The organism is Chryseobacterium echinoideorum, assembly GCF_007474535.1.
In the GTDB taxonomy this organism is placed as follows: Bacteria; Bacteroidota; Bacteroidia; order Flavobacteriales; family Weeksellaceae; genus Chryseobacterium; species Chryseobacterium echinoideorum.
On the sequence record NZ_VKNW01000001.1, the window covers coordinates 172,580 to 197,583 of the forward strand.

General features: G+C 38.8%; 14 protein-coding genes. All 14 read left to right on the plus strand.

All coding sequences use genetic code 11. The features are described 5' to 3' along the window. Position 1: 1 nt before the first annotated feature. Positions 2 to 1,009: a PfkB family carbohydrate kinase gene (locus tag FOL89_RS00790; RefSeq protein ID WP_144280946.1), complete on the plus strand. Its 1,008-nt coding sequence runs from the start codon at positions 2 to 4 to the stop codon at positions 1,007 to 1,009. Continuing rightward, on the plus strand, positions 1,006 to 1,644 hold the full coding sequence (locus FOL89_RS00795) for a bifunctional 4-hydroxy-2-oxoglutarate aldolase/2-dehydro-3-deoxy-phosphogluconate aldolase (protein WP_144280947.1): 639 nt from the start codon (positions 1,006 to 1,008) through the stop codon (positions 1,642 to 1,644). The genes FOL89_RS00790 and FOL89_RS00795 overlap by 4 nt, the downstream gene beginning before the upstream one ends. A gap of 1 nt (position 1,645) precedes the next feature. Next, entirely contained in the window at positions 1,646 to 2,929 is a 1,284-nt protein-coding gene (locus tag FOL89_RS00800; protein ID WP_144280948.1) for an MFS transporter, read from the plus strand. Positions 2,930 to 2,936: 7 nt separating this feature from the next. Then, a complete protein-coding gene (locus tag FOL89_RS00805) occupies positions 2,937 to 5,402 on the plus strand; it encodes a glycoside hydrolase family 95 protein (protein ID WP_144280949.1) in 2,466 nt (821 codons plus the stop codon). A gap of 179 nt (positions 5,403 to 5,581) precedes the next feature. Next, the gene (locus tag FOL89_RS00810; RefSeq protein WP_144280950.1) at positions 5,582 to 7,300 is read left to right on the plus strand and encodes a glycoside hydrolase family 43 protein; all 1,719 of its coding nucleotides are present in this window, start codon (positions 5,582 to 5,584) and stop codon (positions 7,298 to 7,300) included. Positions 7,301 to 7,512: 212 nt separating this feature from the next. After that, on the plus strand, positions 7,513 to 9,126 hold the full coding sequence (locus FOL89_RS00815; RefSeq protein WP_144280951.1) for a glycoside hydrolase family 43 protein: 1,614 nt from the start codon (positions 7,513 to 7,515) through the stop codon (positions 9,124 to 9,126). A gap of 310 nt (positions 9,127 to 9,436) precedes the next feature. Further along, positions 9,437 to 11,362, plus strand: coding sequence for an alpha/beta hydrolase-fold protein (locus tag FOL89_RS00820; RefSeq protein WP_144280952.1), 1,926 nt, complete (start codon positions 9,437 to 9,439; stop codon positions 11,360 to 11,362). An 18-nt stretch (positions 11,363 to 11,380) separates the two neighbouring features. Next, a complete protein-coding gene (locus tag FOL89_RS00825; protein WP_144280953.1) occupies positions 11,381 to 13,096 on the plus strand; it encodes a family 43 glycosylhydrolase in 1,716 nt (571 codons plus the stop codon). Between the two features lie 16 nt (positions 13,097 to 13,112). Continuing rightward, entirely contained in the window at positions 13,113 to 15,137 is a 2,025-nt protein-coding gene (locus FOL89_RS00830; RefSeq protein WP_144280954.1) for an NPCBM/NEW2 domain-containing protein, read from the plus strand. Positions 15,138 to 15,164: 27 nt separating this feature from the next. Next, the gene (locus FOL89_RS00835) at positions 15,165 to 17,123 is read left to right on the plus strand and encodes a glycoside hydrolase family 97 protein (protein WP_144280955.1); all 1,959 of its coding nucleotides are present in this window, start codon (positions 15,165 to 15,167) and stop codon (positions 17,121 to 17,123) included. A 36-nt stretch (positions 17,124 to 17,159) separates the two neighbouring features. Next, complete coding sequence (locus FOL89_RS00840; RefSeq protein ID WP_144280956.1) at positions 17,160 to 18,563, plus strand: glycoside hydrolase family 43 protein; 1,404 nt, start codon at positions 17,160 to 17,162, stop codon at positions 18,561 to 18,563. A gap of 112 nt (positions 18,564 to 18,675) precedes the next feature. Then, positions 18,676 to 20,052, plus strand: a complete 1,377-nt coding sequence (locus FOL89_RS00845) for a glycoside hydrolase family 43 protein (protein ID WP_144280957.1) — start codon at positions 18,676 to 18,678, stop codon at positions 20,050 to 20,052. A 2-nt stretch (positions 20,053 to 20,054) separates the two neighbouring features. Next, the gene (locus FOL89_RS00850) at positions 20,055 to 21,998 is read left to right on the plus strand and encodes a glycoside hydrolase family 97 protein (RefSeq protein WP_228444833.1); all 1,944 of its coding nucleotides are present in this window, start codon (positions 20,055 to 20,057) and stop codon (positions 21,996 to 21,998) included. Positions 21,999 to 22,238: 240 nt separating this feature from the next. Beyond that, complete coding sequence (locus tag FOL89_RS00855; RefSeq protein ID WP_144280958.1) at positions 22,239 to 24,764, plus strand: glycosyl hydrolase 115 family protein; 2,526 nt, start codon at positions 22,239 to 22,241, stop codon at positions 24,762 to 24,764. Positions 24,765 to 25,004 lie beyond the last annotated feature (240 nt).

Genomic DNA, 25,004 nt, shown 5'->3' on the forward strand with positions numbered 1-25,004 from the left:
AATGAATCAGGAAACTTCAAATAAAATCTTATGTTTCGGTGAATTGCTTTTGCATTTCGCTCCGGATTCTGAAGGAACTTGGCTGAAAAATCAAGCTCTCAAAATTTACGTTGGCGGAGCTGAATATAATGTTGCTTCGGCACTTTCGAGATGGGGAAATCAGGTTTCTCTGTATTCTGCGTTATCGGAAAATTATCTCGGAAATCAATTGGAATTAAAATTAAATGATGAAAAAATAAAAGTTCTTGCAGAGAAGTCAAATGGGAGAATGGGAGCGTTTTATCTTCCTTTTGATGGCGATATGCAAAATGCGAAAGTTATCTACGACCGTTTTCCATCGGTTTTCACAGAATCAGATTTTTCCGGTTTTTCTGATGACGAAGTTTTTAAGGATGTAACCTGGCTTCATATAAGTACGATTACGCCGGCTTTGAGCGAAAATGCTTTCGGGAAATGTCTTGATTTGATGAAGAAAGCCAATGCCCGAAATATCAAAGTTTCTCTGGATTTGAATTACCGTGCATCACTTTGGCAGCATCAGAATCCTTACGATAAAATCTCTCAATTAATGCCATTTGTTAATGTTTTAATGGGAAATATCTGGTCGATTCAGGAATTCTTAAATATCCCAATTGAATACGAATTAAATGGAAATTTTAATGATGAGAACCTTCTAAAACAAGCTGGAAAATCAGCTTCAGAAATTCAGAAACAATATCCGAATGTAGAATTGATTGCCAACACTTTCAGATTTACAAAAGGTGACGAGGTCAATTATTTTGCGGTCTTATATTCTGGGGGCAAATTATTCATTTCAGAACAATATTATTCGGATAAGATTTTGGAAAGAGTCGGCAGCGGCGATTCTTTTATGGCGGCTTTGATTCACGGAAGCATAAAAGGAAATTCAATCCAAAAAATCCTGGATGATGCTGTAAAAGTGGCTTTCAAAAAACTTTTTGTGCAAGGCGATACCATCAACAAAACGATTAATATCGAAAATTTATGAGTTTAAAAATCATACAAAAAATAAAAGACCAGAAGATAGTTCCATTGTTTTACAATGATTCTCTCGAAGTTTCAAAATCAATTGTGAAATCGCTTTATGAAGCCGGAATCCGTGTGGTAGAATATACCAATCGTGGGGAATTAGCTTTAGAAAATTTCAGAAAACTGAAAGAATTAGCAATAACAGAATTTCCGGAACTCTCTTTAGGAATCGGAACAGTGAAAAATATTTCAGAAATGGATGCTTTCATTGATGCAAAAGCTGATTTTATCATTACGCCAATCATTAATGAAGAATTGGTAAAACATTCCGTTGACAAAAATATTCTGTTGATTCCAGGATGTTTCACGCCGTCTGAGATTAATATCGCTTATCAAAACGGGCTTCGAATGGTAAAGGTTTTTCCTGCGGATTTGGCCGGAAAAAATTACATAAAATCGATTTCTTCGGTTTTCCCGGAAATGGAATTTATGCTGACAGGCGGAATCCATGCAGACGCTCAGGATATTTCCGAATGGATGAATGGCGGTGCAGTTGCAGTCGGACTTGGAAGTGCTTTGGCCAAAAAAGAATTTTCCGATGAACAACTAAAAGAAAAAGTTGAACAATTATTATTTCAATTAAATCAAAAATAAGATGCAGGCACCGCAAAAAAAGAATCTGAGATGGTTTATGTTGTTTTTGGTTTTTCTGGCAACGACAATCAATTATCTCGACCGTCAAGTGATGGGTCTTCTGAAGCCCACTTTAGAAGCTGAGTTTAGCTGGACGGAAAAAGATTACAGCTACATTGTGATGGCTTTCACGGCGTCATATGCTTTGGGAAATCTTTTGATGGGAAGATTTGTAGATAAAGTAGGTTCCAAAATCGGATATGCTGTGTCTCTCGTGGTTTGGAGCTTGGCTTCTATTGGTCACGGGTTTGTTAAAAGTACCGTTGGATTTTTGTTTGCTAGAACAGCATTGGGACTTTCAGAAGCGGGTAATTTTCCGGCAGCGATAAAATCTGTAGCAGAATGGTTTCCCAAAAAGGAAAGAGCTTTGGCGACAGGGATTTTCAATTCGGGAGCAACAGTCGGAGCTATTTTAGCGCCTGTTCTGGTTCCGTTTATTTTAGGACATTACGGTTGGCAGGAGACTTTTGTCTGGATTGGAGCGGCCGGGCTTTTATGGTTGGTGCTTTGGTGGCGTTTTTACAACAAACCCGAAAACAATAAAAAACTCTCTGTAGAAGAACTGGCTTACATCAAAAGTGACCAGGAGGAGAATCAAAACAACCTTCCAAGCGCACCTCTTAAAGATATTCTTAAACTGAAAGCAACCTGGTCTTTTGCCATCGGAAAAATGATGACCGACCCGATCTGGTATTTTTTTATGTTTTGGTTACCGGCTTATTTTGCAGATGTTTTCAAAATGGATTTGACGAAACCTTCATTACCATTGATTTTAATCTACGGAGGAACAACAATAGGCAGTATTGGTGGTGGTTATTTGTCTTCTGCTTTAATCAAGAAAGGTTGGGAAATCAGCAGAGCCCGGAATTTTACAATGTTATTGTTTGCATTGCTGGTAGTTCCGGTGATGTTTTCAAAATATCTGGATAATATGTGGATGATAACAGTTGTCATTGCCTTTGCAACAGCTGCACATCAAGGTTGGGGAGCCAATCTGATGACAGCGGTCGGAGACAAATTACCGAACAATTACGTGAGTTCAGTCATTGGTTTTGGCGGAATGATGGGGTCTGTGGCAGGAATTATTTTCCCGCTGTTCATCGGAATTGTTTTGGATGCATTCAAAAAATCAGGAAATATTAATGGAGGTTATAGCATTATTTTCTTCATTGCCGGAATGTCTTATGTTGCAGCCTGGCTGGTAATTAAATTAATTAACAGAAAACCGGCTGTAAAAATCAGTTAAAAAATAAATGAACCAAAAACATTACATAGTAATCATCTGTATTTTCCTAAGTGGATTTTCCCTGGCTCAAAAAGGAGGGAAAAATAAGCTTTGGTATGACAAACCTGCCAAACAGTGGGTGGAAGCATTACCTGTTGGAAACGGAAGATTGGCTGCAATGGTTTTTGGCGACCCTTCCCAGGAAAAACTTCAGCTGAACGAAGGCACTTTCTGGTCTGGTGGACCTTCCCGGAATGATAATCCTGATGGACCGAAAGTGTTGGATTCTATCCGATATTATTTATTTAACGGGAATTACAAAAGAGCTCAGATTCTTGCGGATAAAGGATTGAAAGCGAAAAGCCTTCACGGTTCGGCCTATCAGAATATTGGTGATTTTACGCTTGATTTTAATAATGTTAATAATGTCAAAAATTATTACAGGGAATTAGACATCGAAAAAGCAATCACAACTACGACTTTTATTTCCAACGGAATTAATTTCAAAAGGGAAGTGTTCGCTTCAATTCCTGATAATGTTATTGTCATTAAATTAAGTTCGGACAAAAAAAATGCACTGAATTTCACAACCAATTTCACTAGCGAACTTAGGAAAAACAGCAAAGCCATTGATTCTAAAACCCTGCAGATGGACGGATTGTCTTCAACTTTAGACGGCGTTCAGGGTCAGGTTAAATTCAATGCACTCGCAAAAATCCTCAACAAAGGTGGAAAAACAGCAATTTTGAGTAATGGAATTTCGGTAAGAAATGCTGATGAAGTAATGATTCTAATTTCCATAGCGACCAATTTCACAGATTACAAAACTTTAAACTCAGATGAAGTTTCAAAAAGTAAAAAATACATTTCCGAAGCAGAACAGAAAAATTTCAAAACCTTATTCCAAAATCATCTGAATGCTTATCAGACATATTTCAAAAGAGTCGATTTCGACTTAGGAACTTCCGAAGCAGTAAAACAACCAACTGACATTCGTATTAAAAATTTCGCAACCCATTACGACCCGGAATTGATTTCGTTATATTACCAGTTTGGTCGTTATCTTTTGATTTCCTCTTCACAACCTGGTGGTCAGCCGGCGAATCTGCAGGGAATCTGGAATAATTCCAACAAACCTGCGTGGGACAGCAAATATACCATCAACATCAACACGGAAATGAATTACTGGCCGGCGGAAAAGACCAATCTTTCCGAGATGCACGAACCGCTGATTCAGATGATAAAAGACTTAAGCGAATCCGGAAAAGAAACAGCAAAAACAATGTACAACAGTCGTGGCTGGGTCGCTCATCACAATACGGATATTTGGAGAATCACTGGCGTTATAGATTTTGCCAACGCTGGAATGTGGCCAATGGGTGGCGCTTGGCTTTCTCAGCATCTTTGGGAAAAATATTTGTACAACGGAGATAAAAACTATTTGAAATCCGTTTATCCAATTCTAAAATCTGCCACTCAGTTTTATGAAGATTTTTTGGTTGAAGAACCAACGCACAAATGGCTGGTCGTAAGTCCGTCAATGTCTCCCGAAAATATTCCAAACGGACATCAGGGAAGTGCTTTGGCAGTTGGAAATACGATAGATAATCAGTTGATGTTTGACTTATTTACTAAAACAAAAAAAGTTGCAGAAATTCTTAATGTTGATTCAGATAAAATAAAAGTTTGGGAGAATATTATCTCCAAATTACCACCGATGAAAATCGGGAAATACGGACAGTTGCAGGAATGGGCAGAAGATTTAGACAACCCAAAAGACAATCACAGGCACGTTTCACATCTCTACGGATTGTTTCCGTCCAACCAAATCAATCCTTTCACCACGCCTGAATTATTGGACGCTTCCAAAACCGTTTTACTGCACCGTGGAGACGTTTCAACGGGCTGGAGTATGGGTTGGAAAGTGAATCTTTGGGCGAAATTATTAGACGGAAATCACGCCAACAAATTAATCAAAGACCAATTAACTTTGGTAGAAAAAGACGGTCGGGGCAAAAAAGGCGGAACGTATCCCAATCTTTTTGATGCGCATCCGCCGTTCCAAATTGACGGAAATTTTGGCTGTACCTCGGGAATTACCGAGATGCTTTTGCAAACTCAGAACGGGTTTATCGACATTCTTCCCGCACTTCCGGATGAATGGAAAAATGGAAAGATTTCCGGGCTGAAAACCTACGGCGATTTTGAAATCAGCATTGTCTGGGAAAATAATAAAGCGAAGGAAATCACCATAAAATCCAATTTAGGCGGAAACTGCAGAGTCAGAATTCCCAACAAAATGGAATTATCAGGAAAAACAAAACTCAAAAAAGCGGAAGGCAAAAACCCAAATCACTTTTTCGAAACACCTGAGATTAAAAAAACAATAATTTCCAGTGAAGCCAAATTAAACCTTGTCGAAATAAAAGAATCTGTGATGTATGATTTCCCAACAGAATCAGGAAAAACATACAAACTGAAAATAAAAAATTGATTAATAGGAACGGGCTTTAGCCCGTTTAATAAATGGATCAAACAATTGGCTTTAGCCAAAATTTAAATGATAATCAAAGTCCCGAAGGGACGATTTAAACGAGAATAGGATAAAATCCTATCAATATAAATAAAACGAACCCGAAGTGTTCAACGATTAAAAAAAATTAAAAATTATATATGAAAAAGATAACAATGAATCCAAATTTCCTAAGAAACAAAACCAGCATTTTTGCTACTCTGGCTCTACTTTCTGTAACCAGTTTGCAAGCACAGATTTTTACCGATTTTCAATACAGAGGAAACGACAAATTATATAATGACAACCCTCTGAAATCAGACGAATTTTATTCACCAATTCTTCAGGGCTGTTATCCCGACCCGAGTATCACCAAAAAAGGCGACGATTATTACTTGGTGAATTCTTCGTTTTCGATGTTTCCGGGCGTTCCGATTTTCACTTCCAAAGATTTGGTAAATTGGAAACAGGTTGGCCACGTTCTGGACAGACCTTCACAACTTAAAGTTGAAAAAGGTGGCGTTTCTCAGGGAATTTATGCACCGGATATCAAATACAACAAATTCAACGATACATTTTATATGATTACCACGCAGATTGCGGGCGGAGTCGGAAATATGGTCGTAAAAACCAAAGACCCTGCAAAAGGCTGGAGCGAAGTCCAGAAACTGAATTTCGATGGAATCGACCCTGCCATTTTCTTCGATGATGATGGGAAAGCCTACATTGTCCATAACGACGCCCCACCAAAAGGAACTGAGCAGTATCAAGGTCACCGCGTCATCAAAATGTGGGATTACGATTTGGAGAAAGACCAGGTTGTTGCAGGTTCGGACAAAATAATCGTAAACGGTGGTGTTGACCTTTCTCAAAAACCAATTTGGATTGAAGGGCCTCATTTGTACAAATACAAAGGAAAATATTATCTGATGTGTGCTGAGGGTGGAACCGGAGGCAATCATAGCGAAGTTATTTTTATGGCAGATTCTCCTAAAGGACCGTTTGTTCCGGCTAAAAATAATCCGATTCTGACGCAAAGATATTTTCCGAGAGACAGAAAAGAAAAAGTAGATTGGGCAGGTCACGCAGATTTGGTTGAAGGTCCGAACGGGCAATGGTACGGCGTGTTTTTGGCCATTCGTCCGAATGTCAATAATCGTGTAAATCACGGTAGAGAAACCTTCATTCTTCCGGTGGATTGGAGCGGAACGTATCCTGTGTTCCAAAATGGCTTGGTTCCGATGAAGCCGAAATTGAAAATGCCACAAGGTGTTCAGAACAAAACCGGACAAAATGGATTTTTCCCGAACGGAAATTTCACGTATAATGATAAATTAACCGATAAGAACCTGGATTTCCGTTGGATTGCAATGCGTGGACCTCGTGAAAACTTCATTACGACTACGAAAACCGGTGTAAAAGTGAATCCTATGGAAACGAATATCAAAGCATTGGCTCCGGTTTCGTCATTATTCCACAGATTACAGCACGAAGACTTCGAAACTTCCGTAATGTTGGATTATAAACCAAAATCTGAAAAAGAATTGGCTGGAATTACTCTGTATCAAAGCGAAACATTCAATTACGTTTTTGGAATTACCAAAAAAGACAAAGATTTCTATATCGTTTTAGAGAGAACCGAAAAGGGGGCGTCAACATTAGTAGCCAGCGAGAAAATTTCTTTAGGTAAAACCATTAAATTTCAGGTTACAGGAGAGAAAGACAATATCAGCTTTAATTACGCAACAGATGGCAAGAATTTTAAAAATCTGGGCGGTCCGGTTTCAGGAGATATCCTTTCTACCGATGTTGCAGGCGGTTTCACTGGAAGTTTGATAGGATTGTATAGTACTTCTTCAAACGATATTGTGCCTAATTAATATTGAAAATAATCGCACGATATCAATAGGGACGGGCTTTAGCCCGTTTTCAAAGAAAAACAATCAATCGGCTTTAGCCAAAACTTAAGATAATATAGGCTTTGATACGATAAGCCAATTTGAAATAAACAGTTAGTATTAGCAATGTCACACTGAGCTTGTCGAAGTGTTTTTTTAAGATTGATTAAATCAACCAAACCAAAATATCAAACGTGAAAATTAATCAACCATTTTATATAGTTTCTTTTTTGGGATGTATCGGGCTGAATCTTCTTTCAGCCCAGGTAAATCCTGTAAAAAAACAAGAGACAACAGCATTCAGAAATCCGATTATATGGGCGGATGCACCGGATTTGTCAATCACCAGAAACGGCGACGATTTTTACCTGATAAGTACTACAATGCACCTGATGCCGGGCGCTCCGGTAATGCATTCCAGAGATTTGGTACATTGGGAAATGTCAAGTTATGTTTTTGATACGCTAAATGATAATTCTAAATACGATTTGATAGGCGGAAGCGTTTACGGACGTGGACAATGGGCTTCTTCAATCCGTTATCACAAAGGAAAATATTACGTTCTGTTTTCCCCGAATGATGAGCCTTTCAAATCCTATTTTTATGTTTCCGATAATCCTGAAAAAGGCAATTGGAAACTGATCACAAGAACCAGACATTTTCACGATGCATCTTTGCTTTTCGATGATGATGACCGGGTTTATGTCTTCACTTCCAACAAAGTTTTTGAGCTGAACCCGGATTTTAAAAACATTATCGGAAATCAGGACGGAACGGAAGTTTTCCAGAAAGATGAATCGGAAACCGGACTTTTGGAAGGTAATCAAATCATTAAAAATGAAGGAAAATATTATATGATGATGATTTCCTGGCCGAGAGGAGGGAAACGCCGTCAGGAAGTGTACAGAGCTGATAAAGTAACCGGACCTTATGAGAAAAAAGTCATTCTTGAAGACAATTTTCTTGGATTTTCCTATGCCGGACAGGGTGCTTTGATTGACGATAAAAACGGAAATTGGTATTCACTGATTTTCCAGGACAGAAATGGAGTAGGAAGGGTACCTATTTTGCTTCCTGTGAAATGGGAAAACGACTGGCCAATTTTAGGTGACAACGGAAAAGTTCCTCTAAGGGGTGAAGTTCCGCTTTCACCATTTAAACCGAAAAATCATTTGGTAGAAAGTGACGAATTTTCTGACAAAAAAATGAAAATCCAATGGCAGTGGAATCATAATCCTATCAATTCAGCTTGGTCATTGTCCGACAAAAAAGGTTTTTTAAGATTGAAAACCAGTAGAATAGTAGATAATCTCTACCTCGCTCCAAATACACTAACGCAAAGAATGGAAGGTCCAAAATCAACAGCTATTGTTGCCCTGGATGCAAAAGGAATGAAAGACGGTGATGTTGCAGGTTTCAGTGCTTTCAACGGTGATTCAGGGATTTTATCCGTGGTGATGGAAGGGGGTAAAAAGTTTATTGTTTTTTCAACGAATGAAGTCAGTTTAGATAATAAAACTAAGGCGGTTACAGGTGTTAAAAAAGAAGAAAAAAAGACAATCCCATTAAACTCGGACAAAGTTTATTTTAAAATTGATGCCGATTTTAACCTTGGAAGAGATTTGGCCGATTTTTATTACAGCACCGACCAAATGAACTGGACAAAAATGGCAAAAGATTACAAAATGATTTTCGATTACCGAAGATTTTTTATGGGTTCAAAGTTTGCGATTTTCAATTACGCAACTAAGAATCTGGGAGGTTTTGTAGATGTTGATTTTTTCAGAGTGAATACAAGTTCGGAATAATTAAATTTGAATAATTTGGGCAGCTTTATCCGCCCTCCGTTCCCGCTTTTTTGTTCCGCTTCGCTCCACAAAAAGAGCTCCACTCAGGTCGGGCTGCGAGAGATTCACTGTCTGAAAAAAATGAAAATTATTGCTTCGTAGAAGCAAACTGTTAGTAGCAAAACATTGTACCATCATAATCAAAGCCTCGTAGAGGCGACCTGTTAATTACAGCAATGATAATTAACATTAAAAATGTAAAAAAGATAAACCCTTGTCGGTCTTATTTTTTTACCTAAATTAATAAGTGTAAAAAATACAAATAAAAATTATGAACAAATCTATCATATTAGCAGTAAGTTTTATGTTATCCGGAATGTTTGTTTCGGCACAAACTCTTGATAAACAGGCTTCACAAGGTTTTGATATTGAAAACCCAACCATTTCCCACGGAAAAATCGATACGATTCAATATGCTTCAAAAACAGTCGGAACCACAAGAAAAGCATTGGTTTACACACCGCCGGGATTCAAAAAAGGGGAAAAATATCCTGTTCTTTATCTTCTTCACGGCATTGGCGGCGATGAAAAAGAATGGTTCAACCAAGGAAAACCGAATGTTATCCTGGACAATCTCTACGCACAGGGAAAACTCACACCGATGATTGTTGTTTTGCCGAACGGCCGTGCAATGAAAGATGACAGAGCAAAAGGAAATATAATGGCTCCCGATAAAGTCGAAGCCTTCGCAACCTTTGAAAAAGATTTGCTGAATGACCTGATTCCGTTTGTAGAAAAAAAATATCCTGTCAAAAAAGACCGTGAAAACCGGGCTTTAGCAGGTTTGTCAATGGGAGGTGGACAGACACAGAATTTTGCTTTCGGCAACATCAATAAATTTGCGTGGCTGGGCGCATTTTCTTCAGCACCCAAAACGAAAGAACCGAATCAGCTTTTACCCAATCCACAAGATGCACTAAAGCTGAAGCTTATTTTTATTTCCTGCGGCGATGCAGATGGACTGATGCCTTTCAGTAAAAGAACCAGCGATTATCTGAAAAAGAATAAAGTTCCGCATATTTTTTATATAGAACCGGGCGGTCACGATTTCAAAGTTTGGAAGAATGATTTATACATCTTTTCACAGCTTCTATTCAAGCCTGTTGATAAAACTAAATTTGATGGATTTACCGTTTTGGGAATTCCCGCAGCAACCAATATCAGAAATGCTCAGTATCCTCAGATTCTTCCAGACGGGAGAGTTATTTTCAAAGTAAAAGCACCGGATGCGCAAAAAGTTCAGATAGATTTAGGAAAAAAATATGACCTTAAAAAAGATGCCGATGGCTTTTGGACGGGTACAACTGATGCTCAAAGCGGAAGTTTCCATTATTATTCTTTGCTGATTGACGGTGTTGCGGTTGCAGACCCGTCCAGTGAAACATTCTACGGAATGGGAAGATATGCCAGCGGAATCGATATTCCTTTTGAAGGAGATGATTTTTATGCATTAAAAGACGTTCCGCACGGTGATATCCGTATCAAAAATTTCTATTCCAAAATCACCAACTCCTGGAGAAGAGTTTTCATTTATACACCGCCGGGTTACGACCAGAATCCTTCAGAATCTTATCCTGCATTGTATATTTTACACGGTGGTGGTGAAGATGAAAGCGGTTGGGCAAAGCAAGGCAAAACCAATCTGATATTAGATAATCTGATAGCCGAAGGAAATGCAAAAAAGATGGTCATCATTATGCCGGATGCAAATATTGGTCAGGGCGGAATCCGAAACTTTGGCGAGCGTAATCTTCAGATGTTTGAAAAAGAACTGAAAGAATCCATCATTCCGTTTGCCGAATCCAATTACAGAATAAAAAAAGGCAAAGAAAACCGTGCGTTGGCAGGGCTTTCTATGGGTGGAATTTATACATTATATGCAGGAATCCAGAATTCTGATATGTTCTCTGGTCTGGGTGTTTTCAGTTCAGGATATATGTTGCCGATGCTTCAGGACGTTGCCGATAAACAGTACAAATTTTTAAATGAAAATAAATCTGCCTTTTCATCCAATGTTAAAAATTTCTGGATTTCAATGGGTGGAAAAGATGATATCGCTTATGAAAACGGTCAGAAAATGTTGAAAGAACTGGATAAAATTGGAATTAAATATTCTTACACAGATTATCCGGGAGGTCACAGCTGGTCGGTTTGGAGAGACAGTCTGCATCAGTTTGCGAAGGAACTTTTTAAATAATATTTCAAAGCTATTAGAATGTTTGTGAAAGCGGGAAGCATCATTACTTTCGATCCAGATGTACAATATGCTACTGAGAAAAAATGGGATAATCTTACAGTGAAAATCTATCCGGGAGCAGATTCAAATTTTGTCTTATATAAAGATGAATTCGATAATTACAATTATGAAAAAGGTGATTACACTGAAATCCCTTTGCATTGGAACGAAAAATCAAAAACACTCACAATAGGTGACCGGAAAGGTAAATACAAAGGAATGATTGAGACAAGGAGTTTCAATCTAATGCTTCCGGATGGACAGCAGAAAATGGTAAACTATTCCGAAAAAAAAATATCACTTTTAAATAACCTTAAAGTATTAATTATGAAGCTTTTAAGTTTAATAGGGATTTTAGGATTTTTTCAAATTTCCTTCGCCCAAAACCCAATCATACAGACCAAATTCACTGCCGATCCTGCGCCGATGGTTTACAAAGACACGGTTTATCTTTACACAAGCCACGATGAGGACGATGCTTTCGGATTCAAAATGAAAGACTGGTTACTATACACTTCCACAGATATGGTCAATTGGACAGACCACGGCGTGGTGGCTTCGCTCAAAGATTTTAAATGGGTAAATACCGACAACGGTGCCTGGGCGCCACAGGTTGTTGAAAGAAAAGAAAAATTCTATATGTATTGTCCAATGCCCAACAATATGGGTATTGGCGTTTTGGTGGCGGACAGTCCATATGGACCTTTCACCGATCCTATTGGCAAGCCTTTGATCAAAAATTCTCTGGATGACATCGATCCCACAGTTTTAATTGATGACGACGGGCAGGCTTATCTGTACTGGGGAAATCCGAATCTTTGGTATGCTAAACTCAACGAAGATATGATATCTCTTGCTGGCCCAATTACCAAAGACCCTTCTTTTGCGAAGGTGAAAGACCAGCCAGATCCTTTCAAATATCAGGAGGGACCTTGGGCGTGGAAAAGAAACGGAATTTACTATATGGCTTATGCTTCTAAATGTTGTCCGGAAGGGATTGGCTATGCAATGGCAAAATCACCTACCGGCCCTTGGAATTATGGAGGCGTGATAATGGATGGCGACCAGAGATCCAGCGGAAATCATCCCGGTATCATATATTTCAAAGACAGATCTTATGTTTTCGGATTCAACCATATGCTTAGAATGCAGACCATGAGCAAGCATTACGAACGCCGGTCTGTTAGTGTTACAGAAATTACCTACAATCCAGATGGAACCATTCAGAAACTTCCTTTCTGGACTACGGATGGTGCAAAAAGAATGGGTACTCTGAACCCTTATAAAAGAGTTGAAGCAGAAACGATGGCTTACAGCGAAGGTCTGAAAACAGAAATGGTCACAGAATGGGAACGCAATCAACCCTATAACAGAGGTAAAAAAATCACAGACCGTGTTATTATTAGCTCAATTAACAATAGTGATTATATTAAAATCCAAGGGGTAGATTTTTCCAAAGGCGTAAAATCTTTGGATGTAAACGTTGCTTCTCTTTATGGAGGAAAAATAGAAGTGCGTTCAGATGCTCTTAATGGGCCATTGCTGGGAATTGTTAACGTTACAGGAAAAGGTGAGGGAGACCTATATAAAACAATTAATACACCTCTGAAAAGTGTTAAAGGAATCCACAATTTATATTTTGTTTTTAAGGGGGAAAAAGACCTTTTCTATTTTGATTGGTGGAAATTTAATTAAATCCAAATTTTAAATCATGTTGAAGACGAAAATACTTTTAATTGCTGTAACATTTTTGCTGTCGGGAAATATTTCCAAAGCGCAGTCAACTGTTTGGCTAGACCAGTTGGATTTGAGTGTGGCAACACAAGGGCACGGAAAACCCGGAATCAATACTTCGGTGGACGGAAAACCTTTGACGATTGCCGGCGAAGTTTTCAAAAGAGGTTTTGGTACGCACGCTGAAAGTTCTTTGTTGATTAAATTAAATGGCAAAGCAAAAAGCTTTTCCACAATGGTGGGAATGGATGATGAAATGAAAGGTCAAAATCCCGCTGTCGAATTTGAAATTTACGGCGATAATAAAAAGCTTTGGTCAAGCGGAATAATGAAATTAGGCGATAAAGCAAAGCCTGTTTCCGTTTCGCTGGAAGGTGTAAAACAGTTAGAATTAGTCGTAACAGACGGAGGAAATGGTCCTTATTACGACCACGCTAATTGGGCAGATGCCAAATTTGAAATAGCAGATGGTGCAAAACTGATAACATTTAATCCGATTTCATCAGTACCTTATATTTTGACACCAAAACCTGCGGCAACTCCAAAAATTAATTCAGCAGGTGTTTATGGTGTTCGTCCCGGCTCACCTTTTTTGTTCAGGGTTGCGGCAACGGGTGACAGACCGTTGACTTTTGCGGCGAAAAATCTTCCGAAAGGTTTAACAATAGATTCACAGACCGGAATCATTACCGGAAAAATAGATTCAAAAGGAACCTATGAAGTCCTTTTATCCGCTAAAAATGCTAAAGGCTCAGTTTCAAAGAAATTAAGAATCAAAAGCGGTGACAAAATAGCTTTGACACCAACGATGGGATGGAATAGCTGGAACTGTTTCGGACACGAAGTTTCTGCCGATAAAGTAAAACGCGCTGCCGATGCTTTGGTTAAATCAGGATTAGTAAACCACGGCTGGAATTATATCAATATCGATGATTCGTGGCAGTTTAACCGAGATGGAAAAGACCCGTCTTTCAAAGGGAAAATGCGTGATGAAAATGGCTATATTTTAACGAATTCCAAATTTCCGGATATGAAGGAATTAACCGATTATTTCCATTCAAAAGGTCTTAAAGCAGGAATTTATTCCTCTCCCGGACCCTGGACTTGCGGTGGTTGTGCAGGAAGCTACGGCTACGAAAAACAGGACGCCGAAAGCTACGCAAAATGGGGAATTGATTATCTGAAATACGATTGGTGCAGTTACGGCGGCGTGATTGACGGCTTGCCTGATAACGACCCAAATAAAGTTTCTTCACTCAATTTTCAGGGTGGTGGAGATTTGGATAAAGGCGTAAAGCCATTTAAATTAATGGGAGATTTATTAAAAAATCAGCCTCGTGATATTGTGTATAATCTTTGTCAATACGGGATGGGCGATGTCTGGAAATGGGGAAATGATGCGGATGCACAATCCTGGCGAACAACCAACGACATTACTGATACTTGGGCGAGTGTCAAAAATATAGCACTGGCTCAAGACAAAGCCGCACCCTACGCAAAACCCGGCAACTGGAACGACCCCGATATGTTGGTGGTAGGCGTCGTAGGTTGGGGAAATCCGCACCAGAGCCGATTGAAACCGGACGAACAATATTTACATATCAGTCTTTGGAGCATTTTTTCTGCGCCATTACTGATTGGTTGCGACCTCGAGAAACTGGATGATTTTACTTTAAATCTTTTAACGAATGATGAAGTGATTGCCGTAAATCAGGATGCTTTAGGAAAACAGGGCGTTTGTCTGCAGACCATTGGCGAATTGAAAATTTACGTAAAAGACCTTGAAGACGGCAGAAAAGCAGTGGCTTTTGCCAATTTCGGAAGGGAAAAAGTGAATATGTCTTACAAAGATTTCAAGAAGCTTGGGATTTCCGGTCGTCAAACCGTAAGAGATATCTGGAGACAGAAGGATATTGCAAAAATCAATACAACGAATCAGGCATTATCACTGGATATTCCGGCGCACGGTGTGGCTTATTATAAGTTAAGTCCGGGCAAATAAAACAAGATTAATTCAGGAAAATAAAAAATGAATACCATCAAAAATCATATCAGCATCAATATATTTTCAAAAGCAATTTTGATGATGATTTTGCTGTATTCTTTTATGGCCGTTTCAGCCCGGAATTTAACGGTTGAATCACCTAACGGAAAGATTTCAGTCCAAGTTTTTAATGAAAATAATACTGAAAATGGGAAATGGTTTTTGAAGGTAAATTATTTTAATGATGGTAAAATGACAGAAGCCATCTCGTCAATAGATTTGGGATTCATTCTTTCTGATGGTATTTCTTTTACCGATATGAAATTTCTGAAATCTTCAAAACCGTTATTAATAAAAGAAAATTACACAATGCCTCACGGGAAATCTTCCCGAAGACATAATACGGGAAATGAAGTTGTTTTTACATTCGAAAACAAAGAAAAGAAAAAACTGGACGTGATTATCCGTGTTTATAATGATGGGATTGCTTTTAGATATTCAATTATTGGAAAGGGAAATTACGTGGTGCAAGATGAATTAACATCTTATGCCATTGACACAGAAACCACACGCTGGACAGAAAAATGGAATCCTGCGAACGAAGGGCTTTATTCTTCAATGGTTGGCGAAAAAATTCAGCAGGAAGAGTGGTGTTATCCTGCCTTGTTTCAGACAAAAGATAATAATTGCTGGTTTTTGCTTCACGAATCGGCTGTTGATGGCAGTTACTGCGGGTCTAAACTGAGTAATAAAGAGGATAAAAATAAATATAAAATCACCTTCCCCGACCCAAAAGACGGACGAGGAAAAGGAGAATCATTGCCCAAAATTTCATTGCCATGGAAATCGCCTTGGAGAGTGATTATCATTGGAAATCTCAATGATATTGTAGCTTCTACATTAGTTGATGATGTTGCGCCGCCTTCCGTGATAAAAAATACGGATTGGATAAAACCAGGCGCAGTTTCCTGGAATTATTGGTCGAGTAATCACGGAACCAAAGACTTTAAAACGGTTTGCGAATTTGCAGATTTGGCGGTTGCGATGGATTGGCCTTATACGTTGCTGGATTGGGAATGGGACTCGATGGGAAATGGCGGAAATCTGGAAGATGCTTTAAAATACATTCATTCCAAAGGAATAAAACCGTTGATGTGGTACAATTCAGGTGGCGACCATACGTGGGTTGCTTCTACACCGAAAGACAGAATGTTAACGCACGAAAACCGTGTGGAAGAGTTTACTAAGCTTAAAAAATTAGGCGTTGCAGGAGTAAAAGTAGATTTTTTTGAAAGCGAGAAGCAAAGTATGATTCAATATTATATGGACATTCTGGAAGATGCTGCCCAATTTGAAATGATGGTTTATTTCCACGGCTGTCTGGTTCCGAGAGGTTGGGCTAGAACTTATCCTAATCTGATGACCTACGAAGCCGTTCGTGGTGCAGAATGGTACAACAACGGCCCTGAATTTATTGCAACTGCGCCTGTTCATAATACGATTCTCCCTTTTACCAGAAATGCAGTCGGTTCTATGGATTACACGCCGGTCACTTTTACTAATTCACAGTTTCCGCATTTGACTTCTTATGGTCACGAATTGGCTTTGAGTGTAGTCTTTGAATCTGCATTGCAACATTTTGCCGACCGACCGGAAGGCTATTACGAATTGCCGGATGAATCCAAGAAATTTTTAAGAGAAGTTCCTACCAGTTGGGATGAAACGCAGTTGCTACAAGGGTTTCCGGGAAAAGATGTTGTGATGGCAAGAAGAAAGAACAATGTATGGTATGTGGGAGGAATCAACGGGGAAAATATTGAAAAAAACATCAATCTTAGATTTGATTTTTTAGATAAACATAACAAGTACAAATTGAGATTAATCAAAGACGGAAAACACGATAAACAGCTTGTAACAGATAATTCTGTGATAGAAAGTACAGATTCTGTTGACGTGAAAATTTTAAGAAGAGGCGGTTTTGCGGCAGTAATCTCTCCATTATAAATTAATGAAAATCAAATTAAATTTTAAAATTAAAAAATGAAAAATATAAAAATATTTATAGGTCTTCTTTTTTGCGGTTTGAGTTCAGGTATTTCCGCCCAAAATCCCGTAATCCAGACTCATTTTACCCCGGACCCAGCACCGATGGTGTACAAAAACAAGATGTATGTCTACACCGGAGACGATATTCCTGGCTATGATTTTTATTATATGACGAAATGGAGAGTGTACTCGTCGGATGATATGGTCAACTGGACCGACCACGGTTCTCCGCTTTCACTGGAGTCTTTCAGTTGGGCCCGTGACAGAGCCTGGGCGGCACAATGTATTGAACGTAACGGCAAATTTTATTGGTATATCTGCGTTCAGACCGTTGATAACAATATGGCAATTGGTGTTGCGGTATCAGACGGTCCGACAGGTCCTTTTAAAGATGCACTCGGAAAACCATTGGTGACAACGGGAACTTGGGATAATATCGACCCGACGGTTTTTATTGATGATGACGGACAAGCTTATCTTTATTGGGGAAACAGCAAATTATTTTATGTAAAACTCAACAAAGATATGGTTTCGTATGAAGGGAAAATCACCGAAATTCCACAGTCGGTAGAAGCTTTTGGAGGATTGAGACGTCCCGGAAGAAGTGATGAGGTTTTGCAGAAACAGGAACAGTTTAAAGATGTTTTTGTGGAGGGACCTTGGTTCTACAAACGCAACAAGCAATATTATATGATGTACGCCGGAATGACGGACCGAACCGAATGTCTGTCTTATTCGATAAGCGATTCACCGACCGGACCGTGGAAATATCAGGGAAAAATAATGACCGGCCAACCTACCAACAGTTTTACCAACCACGGCGGAATTATCGATTTTAAAGGCAAATCCTACCTGTTCTATCACACAGGATTATTGCCAGGCGCAGGAAGTTACGGAAGGTCAACGTCTATTGAAGAATTCAAATACAATCCGGATGGAAGCATTCCAAAAATTTCTATGACCAAAGAAGGCGTAAATCCCGTTGCAACACTCAATCCCTACAAAAGAAACGAAGCGGAAACGATGGCGTGGTCAGAGAAATGCAGCACTTCCGAAAACAAAAAGACAGGTGTTTATGTTTCCGATACCAGAGTAGGAGGTTATATCAAAGTTCGTTCGGTAGATTTTGAAAAAGGCGCCTCTGAATTTTCAGCGTCAATTGCTGCAGGTGTTGACGGTGGAATTTTAGAAGTCAGATTAGATAAATTGGACGGAAATAAAATTGCCGAGATTGAAGTTCCGAGAACCGGAGGTTGGGAAGAATTTAAAACCTTAACATCAAAAATTTCAGAATCGGTTTCCGGCGTTCACGATGTATATTTTGTCTTTAAAGGGAAAAACATTACAGCCGGAAGAGTGCTTTTCAATTTCGACCACTGGAGTTTTCAGAAAAAATAAATTAAATTCTTTTGTTAGAATTAATAGCGTAAGACTTTTATAAGCGTTAGCGGCTTTGTAAAACTAAAAAAATAAAAAACTTTGTGACCTTAGTGTTCAAAAAAAGTTAGATATGAAAAAAACAATCAAAACAATACTCAATCTCTGTTTAATAGCATATTCGGGAATATTATTTTCTCAGAATCCCATTATTCAGACCAATTATACGGCAGACCCTGCGCCGATGGTGTATAATGACAGGCTTTATGTCTACACCACACACGATGAAGATGATTCCACCTGGTTTGTGATGAACGACTGGAAGGTCTATTCCACCAACGATATGGTGAACTGGACCGACCACGGAAGTATTCTGAGCTATAAAGATTTTGACTGGGCAAAACGTGATGCCTGGGCAGCGCAATGCGTGGAAAGAAACGGCAAATTTTTTATGTATGTTCCGATGTGGTCTAAAACCAACAACAAAGGAGCGATTGGCGTTGCGGTGGGTGACAGTCCGTTTGGGCCATTCCACGACCCGCTTGGAAAACCTTTGGTACAGAGCGAATGGGGGGATATTGACCCGACGGTTTTTATTGATGATGACGGCCAAGCCTATATGTATTGGGGGAATCCCAAACTTAAAATGGTTAAGCTCAATCAGGATATGATTTCCTATTCCGGCGATATTGTGGAAGTGCCAATGACTGCAGAATCTTTCGGAAAAAGGGATGGAAAAGAAAACCCTGAAAGACCCACAAAATACGAGGAAGGACCTTGGCTGTACAAAAGAAAAAATCTGTATTATCTGTTTTGGCCGGGCGGTCCGCTTCCTGAATTCATTGGATATTCAACCAGCAAAAGTGCACAGGGACCGTGGAAATACGGCGGAATTGTAATGCCAACCGAAGGAAAATCTTTCACTAATCATCCCGGAATTGTCGATTTCAGAGGGAAAACCTATTTCTTTTATCATAACGGCGCTTTGCCGGGAGGAAGCGGTTTCACAAGGTCGGTGAGTGTGGAAGAACTCAATTTTAACAAAGACGGTTCCATTTCACCAATCAAGATGACCAATGGAATTACCAAAGCCATTGCAACCGTTAATCCTTATGCTTTTAATCAGGCAGAAATGATTGCGTGGTCTGAAAATGTGAAATCTTATCAGAACAAAGAAGCAGGCGTTTTCATCAAAGCTAAAAAAAGCGGCGCTTACACCAGTGTGAAAAATGTGGATTTCGGTAAAAAAGGAGCATCAGCATTTTCAGCCAGAGTTGGAACAACACACAACAGCGATGTGACGATGGACGTTCATCTGGACAGTGTAAGCGGACCGGTTGTCGCCACGGTAAAAGTTCCGTTGACTGGTGGAGACGACCGTTGGGAAACGGTGAAAGCCGAAGTGAAGGAAAAAATTTCCGGTGTTCACGATGTGTATTTTGTATTTAATGGAAAAGCAGCAAAAGATATTATGTTTTTCGATTATTGGACTTTTCTTGAAAATAATTAATTATGATTAAACTTTTTTTAAAACTATCACTCGCCTTTAGTATTCTCATGATGAATACTGTTTTTGCACAGGTCTCAGAAATCTCCAGCCCTGACGGAAAATTGAAACTGAATGTCTTTTCAGAAAAGGGAAAAGCACTTTATAATGTTACTTTTCAAGGAAAAACAATGCTTGATAAATCTCCATTGGGTTTAATCACCAATGAATCTGATTTCTCTACAAATTTAAAATTCATTGACAGCAAAAAAGATAAGGTTTCCAAAAATTACACAAACGAAAAAATCAAAAAATCACAGGTTAGTTATACGGCTAATACTCTGACAGTCAATTTTACCAATGCAGATAACTTCAATATCGGAATTGAATTTCAGGTGAGCGATAATAATGTTACTTTCAGATATGAGATTCAGCCGATGAAAGACCGTTTGAGTACAATTGTACAGTCAGAAATTACAGGATACAGATTTCCATCTCAAACCACAACTTTCCTTTCTCCGATGATGAAGCCGATGACAGGTTTTGCCAGAACCGCTCCAAGCTACGAAAGTGGTTACAAAGCTGATGCGGAATTAGGAACAAAAGCAGATTACGGTTATGTCTTTCCTGGATTGTTCCATGTTGGAAATGACGGCTGGATTTTATTGTCTGAAACAGGAGTAAACAGTCTATACTGCGCGTCTCATTTGGATACGACTTCAGAAAAAAATCTTTATCAGGTGACTTATCCGAATATGGCAGAAAACAATGGATTCGGAAGCACCGGAGCTGCCATTTCACTTCCCGGAAAAACACCTTGGAGAACTATTACGGTCGGAGATTCTTTGAAGCCGATTGTTGAAACGACGATTCCTTTTGATGTTGTCGAACCGATGTATGAACCTTCACATAAATACACTTTCGGAAAATCTACCTGGAGCTGGATTCTTTGGCAGGACAACAGTATGAATTACGAAGACCAGAGTCATTTTATTGATTTGGCATCAAAACTTGGTTATGAATATATTTTAATTGATGCGCTTTGGGACAAAAATATAGGAAAAGAAAGAATGAAAGACCTCATTCAGTATGCAAAATCCAAAAATGTTGAGGTATTGCTTTGGTACAATTCCAACGGTGCTGCGAATGATGCACCGATGGGACCGAGAAATAAAATGAGTTCAGCGATTGAACGAAAAAAAGAAATGAAATGGCTGAAAGATGTCGGTGTAAAAGGCCTGAAAGTCGACTTTTTCGGAGGCGACAAGCAGGAAACAATGCGCCTTTATGAAGATATTCTTTCCGATGCCAATGATTTTGGCTTAACAATTATTTTCCACGGCGCAACTTTGCCGAGAGGTTGGGAAGTAATGTACCCGAATTATGCAGGAAGCGAGGCTGTTTTAGCTTCAGAAATGCTGTATTTTTCAGAAGATGTCCGCAAACAGGAAGCTTTTTTTGCGACTTTGCATCCGTTCATCAGAAATACGGTCGGAAGTATGGAATTTGGCGGAACTTTTCTGAATAAATATTTAACAAAATCCAATAAGGATAAAAACAAAAGATACACCACAGATGGTTTCCAGTTGGCAACGGCGGTTTTATTTCAGAACCCTGTTCAGATGTTTGGTGTAATGCCGAATAACCTTACCGATGCTCCAAAATTCCAGCTCGATTTTATGAAAGAAGTTCCGACGCTTTGGGATGAAACGATTTTCATCGACGGATATCCCGGGAAATATTCCGTGATTGCCAGAAGACATCAGAATCAGTGGTATGTGGCGGGAATCAATGCGGAAAAAACGGTGAAAAAACTGAAAATTAACCTTCCCATGTTAGCTGGAAAAACGCTGAAATTCATCAATGATGATGCTCAGGGAAATTCAGCAGAAAAAAAAGTGAGAGTTAATGCAAAAGGCGATTTTAATGTAGAAGTTCAACCAAACGGAGGGTTTGTTTTGAGAAATTGACTTTGTAGTTTGGGCAGCTTAATCCGTCTTCCACTCCCGCTTTTTTATCTTCGCTTTGCTACGGTAAAAAGAGCTCCGTTCAAGCCGGGCTGCGAGAGATTCGCGGCATTAAGAAATCCGCAGGATTCAATATCAATAACCACGGGTGCAACCTATGGAAAACGAAATATAAATAAAATCCGAACCTTGAAGGGGTTCAATTCATAAGCAGAATTTCATTATTAATAAAAATAAAAGATTATGAATCAACTAAAAATATTTCTTCTCGTCATATTTTTTGGATGTTTTTTGCAAATCAATGCAACAGAACCGTTCATTAGCACAGAAAATAAAGCAGAAAGTATTGTTCTGAAAGAAAAATCGCTCAGTCTTTCCATTTTCACCAATTCCGGAATCGATAATGGAATTCTGAGAGCGGTGAAAAACTTGCAGTCGGATTTTCAAAAAGTCACAGGAGTTCAACCGGCAATTTTAAATCAGACGTCAGGAATGAATTCACCCTTTATTATTATCGGAACCGTAGGAACAAAATCGGTGATTGATGATTTAATCAAACAAAAGAAAATCGACGGAAAATTTTTAACCGGAAAAAAAGAAAAATATGTCATTCAGAATGTAAACAATCCATTTCCTGGCGTTTCCGAAGCGATTGTAATTGCAGGAAGCGACAAACGTGGAACGATTTATGGAATCTACGAAATGTCACAGCAAATCGGAGTTTCACCCTGGTATTATTGGGCAGATGTTCCGGTTGAGGTGAAAGAGAATTTATACTTTAAAAAAGGGATTTACACAGACGGAGAACCTGCAGTAGAATATCGCGGGATTTTCCTGAATGATGAAGAACCTTCGCTCGGAGGATGGGCAAGAGCTACTTTTGGAGGAATCAATTCCAAATTTTATGAGAAAGTTTTTGAACTGATTTTAAGGATGAAAGGCAACTACATCTGGCCTGCAATGTGGGGAAAAGCTTTTTATGACGATGATGCTTTGAGTGGACCTTTAGCGAATGAGATGGGAATTATTATGGGAACCTCTCATCACGAGCCAATGGCTCAGGCTCAGACGGACTGGAAAAGGTACATCCAAAAGAATAACATGCCGAATGTCTGGGATTATTCCAAAAATAAAAAAGTGCTGGACGAATTCTGGAAAAAAGGAATAGAACGTTCCAAAAACTGGGAAAAATTGGTAACAATAGGAATGCGTGGCGACGGTGATGAAGCGATGGGAGAAGGAACCAATATTGCACTTCTAGAAGAAATTGTAAAAAATCAGCGCAAAACAATTGCTCGTGTTACCGGGGAAAAGGCAGAAAAAATGCCGCAGGTCTGGGCTTTATATAAAGAAGTTCAGGATTATTATGACAAAGGAATGCGCGTTCCGAATGATGTGATTTTGCTGTTTTGTGATGATAATTGGGGCAATGTGAGAAAACTTCCGGATCTTTCAAAACCTCTTCACAAAGGCGGTTACGGAATGTATTACCACTTCGATTATGTGGGCGGACCGAGAAACTCCAAATGGATTAATATCAGTCCAATTCAGAGAGTTTGGGAGCAGATGAATCTTTCTTATGAGCATAAAGTAGATAAAATATGGATTGTAAATGTCGGAGATTTGAAGCCGATGGAATTTCCTATCAGCTTTTTCCTGGAAATGGCGTGGAATCCAAAACAATTCAATTCAAAAAATCTTTTAGAATATACCGAAAAATGGGCTGCACAGCAATTTGGAGAAAAGCACGCCAAAGAAATTGCAGGAATGATTAATCTTTATTCAAAATATAACCGTCGTGTAACGCCTGAAACATTGGACTGGAAAACTTACAGTCTTGAAAATTACAATGAATTTGAAACAGTGTTGAATGATTATCGAGCATTGGCTTTGGAAGCATTACGTCTGAAAGAGCATATTCCGGCAGAATATCAGGATGCCTATTTTCAGTTGATTTTATATCCGATTGATGCATGCAGCAATCTGTATGAAATGTATTATGCTGTCGCCAAAAACAAGGAATTGGCTGCTAAAAAAAATGTTGAAGCTAATGTCTATGCCGATAAAGTCAAAGAATGTTTTGATAGAAATGCTTATCTCGACAATCAGTATAATAATGTAATTGCCGGCGGCAAATGGCAACATATGATGGACCAGATGAAGATAGGTTACAAAGCCTGGTTTGACGGAAAAGAAAATGTAATGCCTGAAGTTACCCGTGTTTCTGACGCAGATGTTCCGAAAGAAAAAGTATTTCAGGAGAAAAACGGTTATGTTTCGATTGAAGCTGAAAATTTTGCACGAAAGAACAATTCAGAGCGGATCCATTGGGAAGTGATTCCTGATTTCGGAAAGACAAAATCCGGTGTGACGACTTTCCCTCAAAATGCTTATCCGAAAGCTGATGAAAATATTTATCTGGAATACGATATTAATTTTGAATCCAAAGGTGAGTTTGAAGTTCAATTGTTATTAGCCCCAACTTTGAATTTCAATCATAATAAAGGTTTGCGATATGAGATTTCCTTTGATGGCGGAACGCCGCAGATTGTTAATTTCAACGGTCATTACAAAGGGGAATTGGGTAGATGGCAATCCGAACATATCATTAAGTCTACAACGAAACACCAGATTTCTCAACCTGGAAAACATACGCTGCGATTACGTGTTCTGGAGCCGGGAATTGTCTTAGAAAAAATATTAATCAACACAGGCGGACTGAAATCAAGTTATCTCGGAGCTCCTGAAAGTGAATATTTAACCAATTAATTTTTTTAAACCATCAGATTTTTCTGGTGGTTTTCTATTTTTTTTAAAATATTCATATTATGTTATCAAATAATTAGTTTTTCACCGGTAGTTTCTCACTCACTACTGGGACTCTACGATTTCCGCAAAAATCTCAACATGCCGAAATAATTAAAGACAAAATTTCAAATAAATTAAGTGTTAATAATACATTTATTAAAAATAGAATCTTATCTTTGTTATCAACCGAATATCAATATT

What these genes read in the sequence shown, in the direction of transcription:
- FOL89_RS00790 (WP_144280946.1), top strand. Translation starts at nt 2, where the DNA reads ATGAATCAGGAAACTTCAAATAAAATCTTATGTTTCGGTGAATTGCTT.
- FOL89_RS00795 (WP_144280947.1), top strand. Translation starts at nt 1,006, where the DNA reads ATGAGTTTAAAAATCATACAAAAAATAAAAGACCAGAAGATAGTTCCA.
- FOL89_RS00800 (WP_144280948.1), top strand. Translation starts at nt 1,646, where the DNA reads ATGCAGGCACCGCAAAAAAAGAATCTGAGATGGTTTATGTTGTTTTTG.
- FOL89_RS00805 (WP_144280949.1), top strand. Translation starts at nt 2,937, where the DNA reads ATGAACCAAAAACATTACATAGTAATCATCTGTATTTTCCTAAGTGGA.
- FOL89_RS00810 (WP_144280950.1), top strand. Translation starts at nt 5,582, where the DNA reads ATGAAAAAGATAACAATGAATCCAAATTTCCTAAGAAACAAAACCAGC.
- FOL89_RS00820 (WP_144280952.1), top strand. Translation starts at nt 9,437, where the DNA reads ATGAACAAATCTATCATATTAGCAGTAAGTTTTATGTTATCCGGAATG.
- FOL89_RS00825 (WP_144280953.1), top strand. Translation starts at nt 11,381, where the DNA reads ATGTTTGTGAAAGCGGGAAGCATCATTACTTTCGATCCAGATGTACAA.
- FOL89_RS00830 (WP_144280954.1), top strand. Translation starts at nt 13,113, where the DNA reads ATGTTGAAGACGAAAATACTTTTAATTGCTGTAACATTTTTGCTGTCG.
- FOL89_RS00835 (WP_144280955.1), top strand. Translation starts at nt 15,165, where the DNA reads ATGAATACCATCAAAAATCATATCAGCATCAATATATTTTCAAAAGCA.
- FOL89_RS00840 (WP_144280956.1), top strand. Translation starts at nt 17,160, where the DNA reads ATGAAAAATATAAAAATATTTATAGGTCTTCTTTTTTGCGGTTTGAGT.
- FOL89_RS00845 (WP_144280957.1), top strand. Translation starts at nt 18,676, where the DNA reads ATGAAAAAAACAATCAAAACAATACTCAATCTCTGTTTAATAGCATAT.
- FOL89_RS00850 (WP_228444833.1), top strand. Translation starts at nt 20,055, where the DNA reads ATGATTAAACTTTTTTTAAAACTATCACTCGCCTTTAGTATTCTCATG.
- FOL89_RS00855 (WP_144280958.1), top strand. Translation starts at nt 22,239, where the DNA reads ATGAATCAACTAAAAATATTTCTTCTCGTCATATTTTTTGGATGTTTT.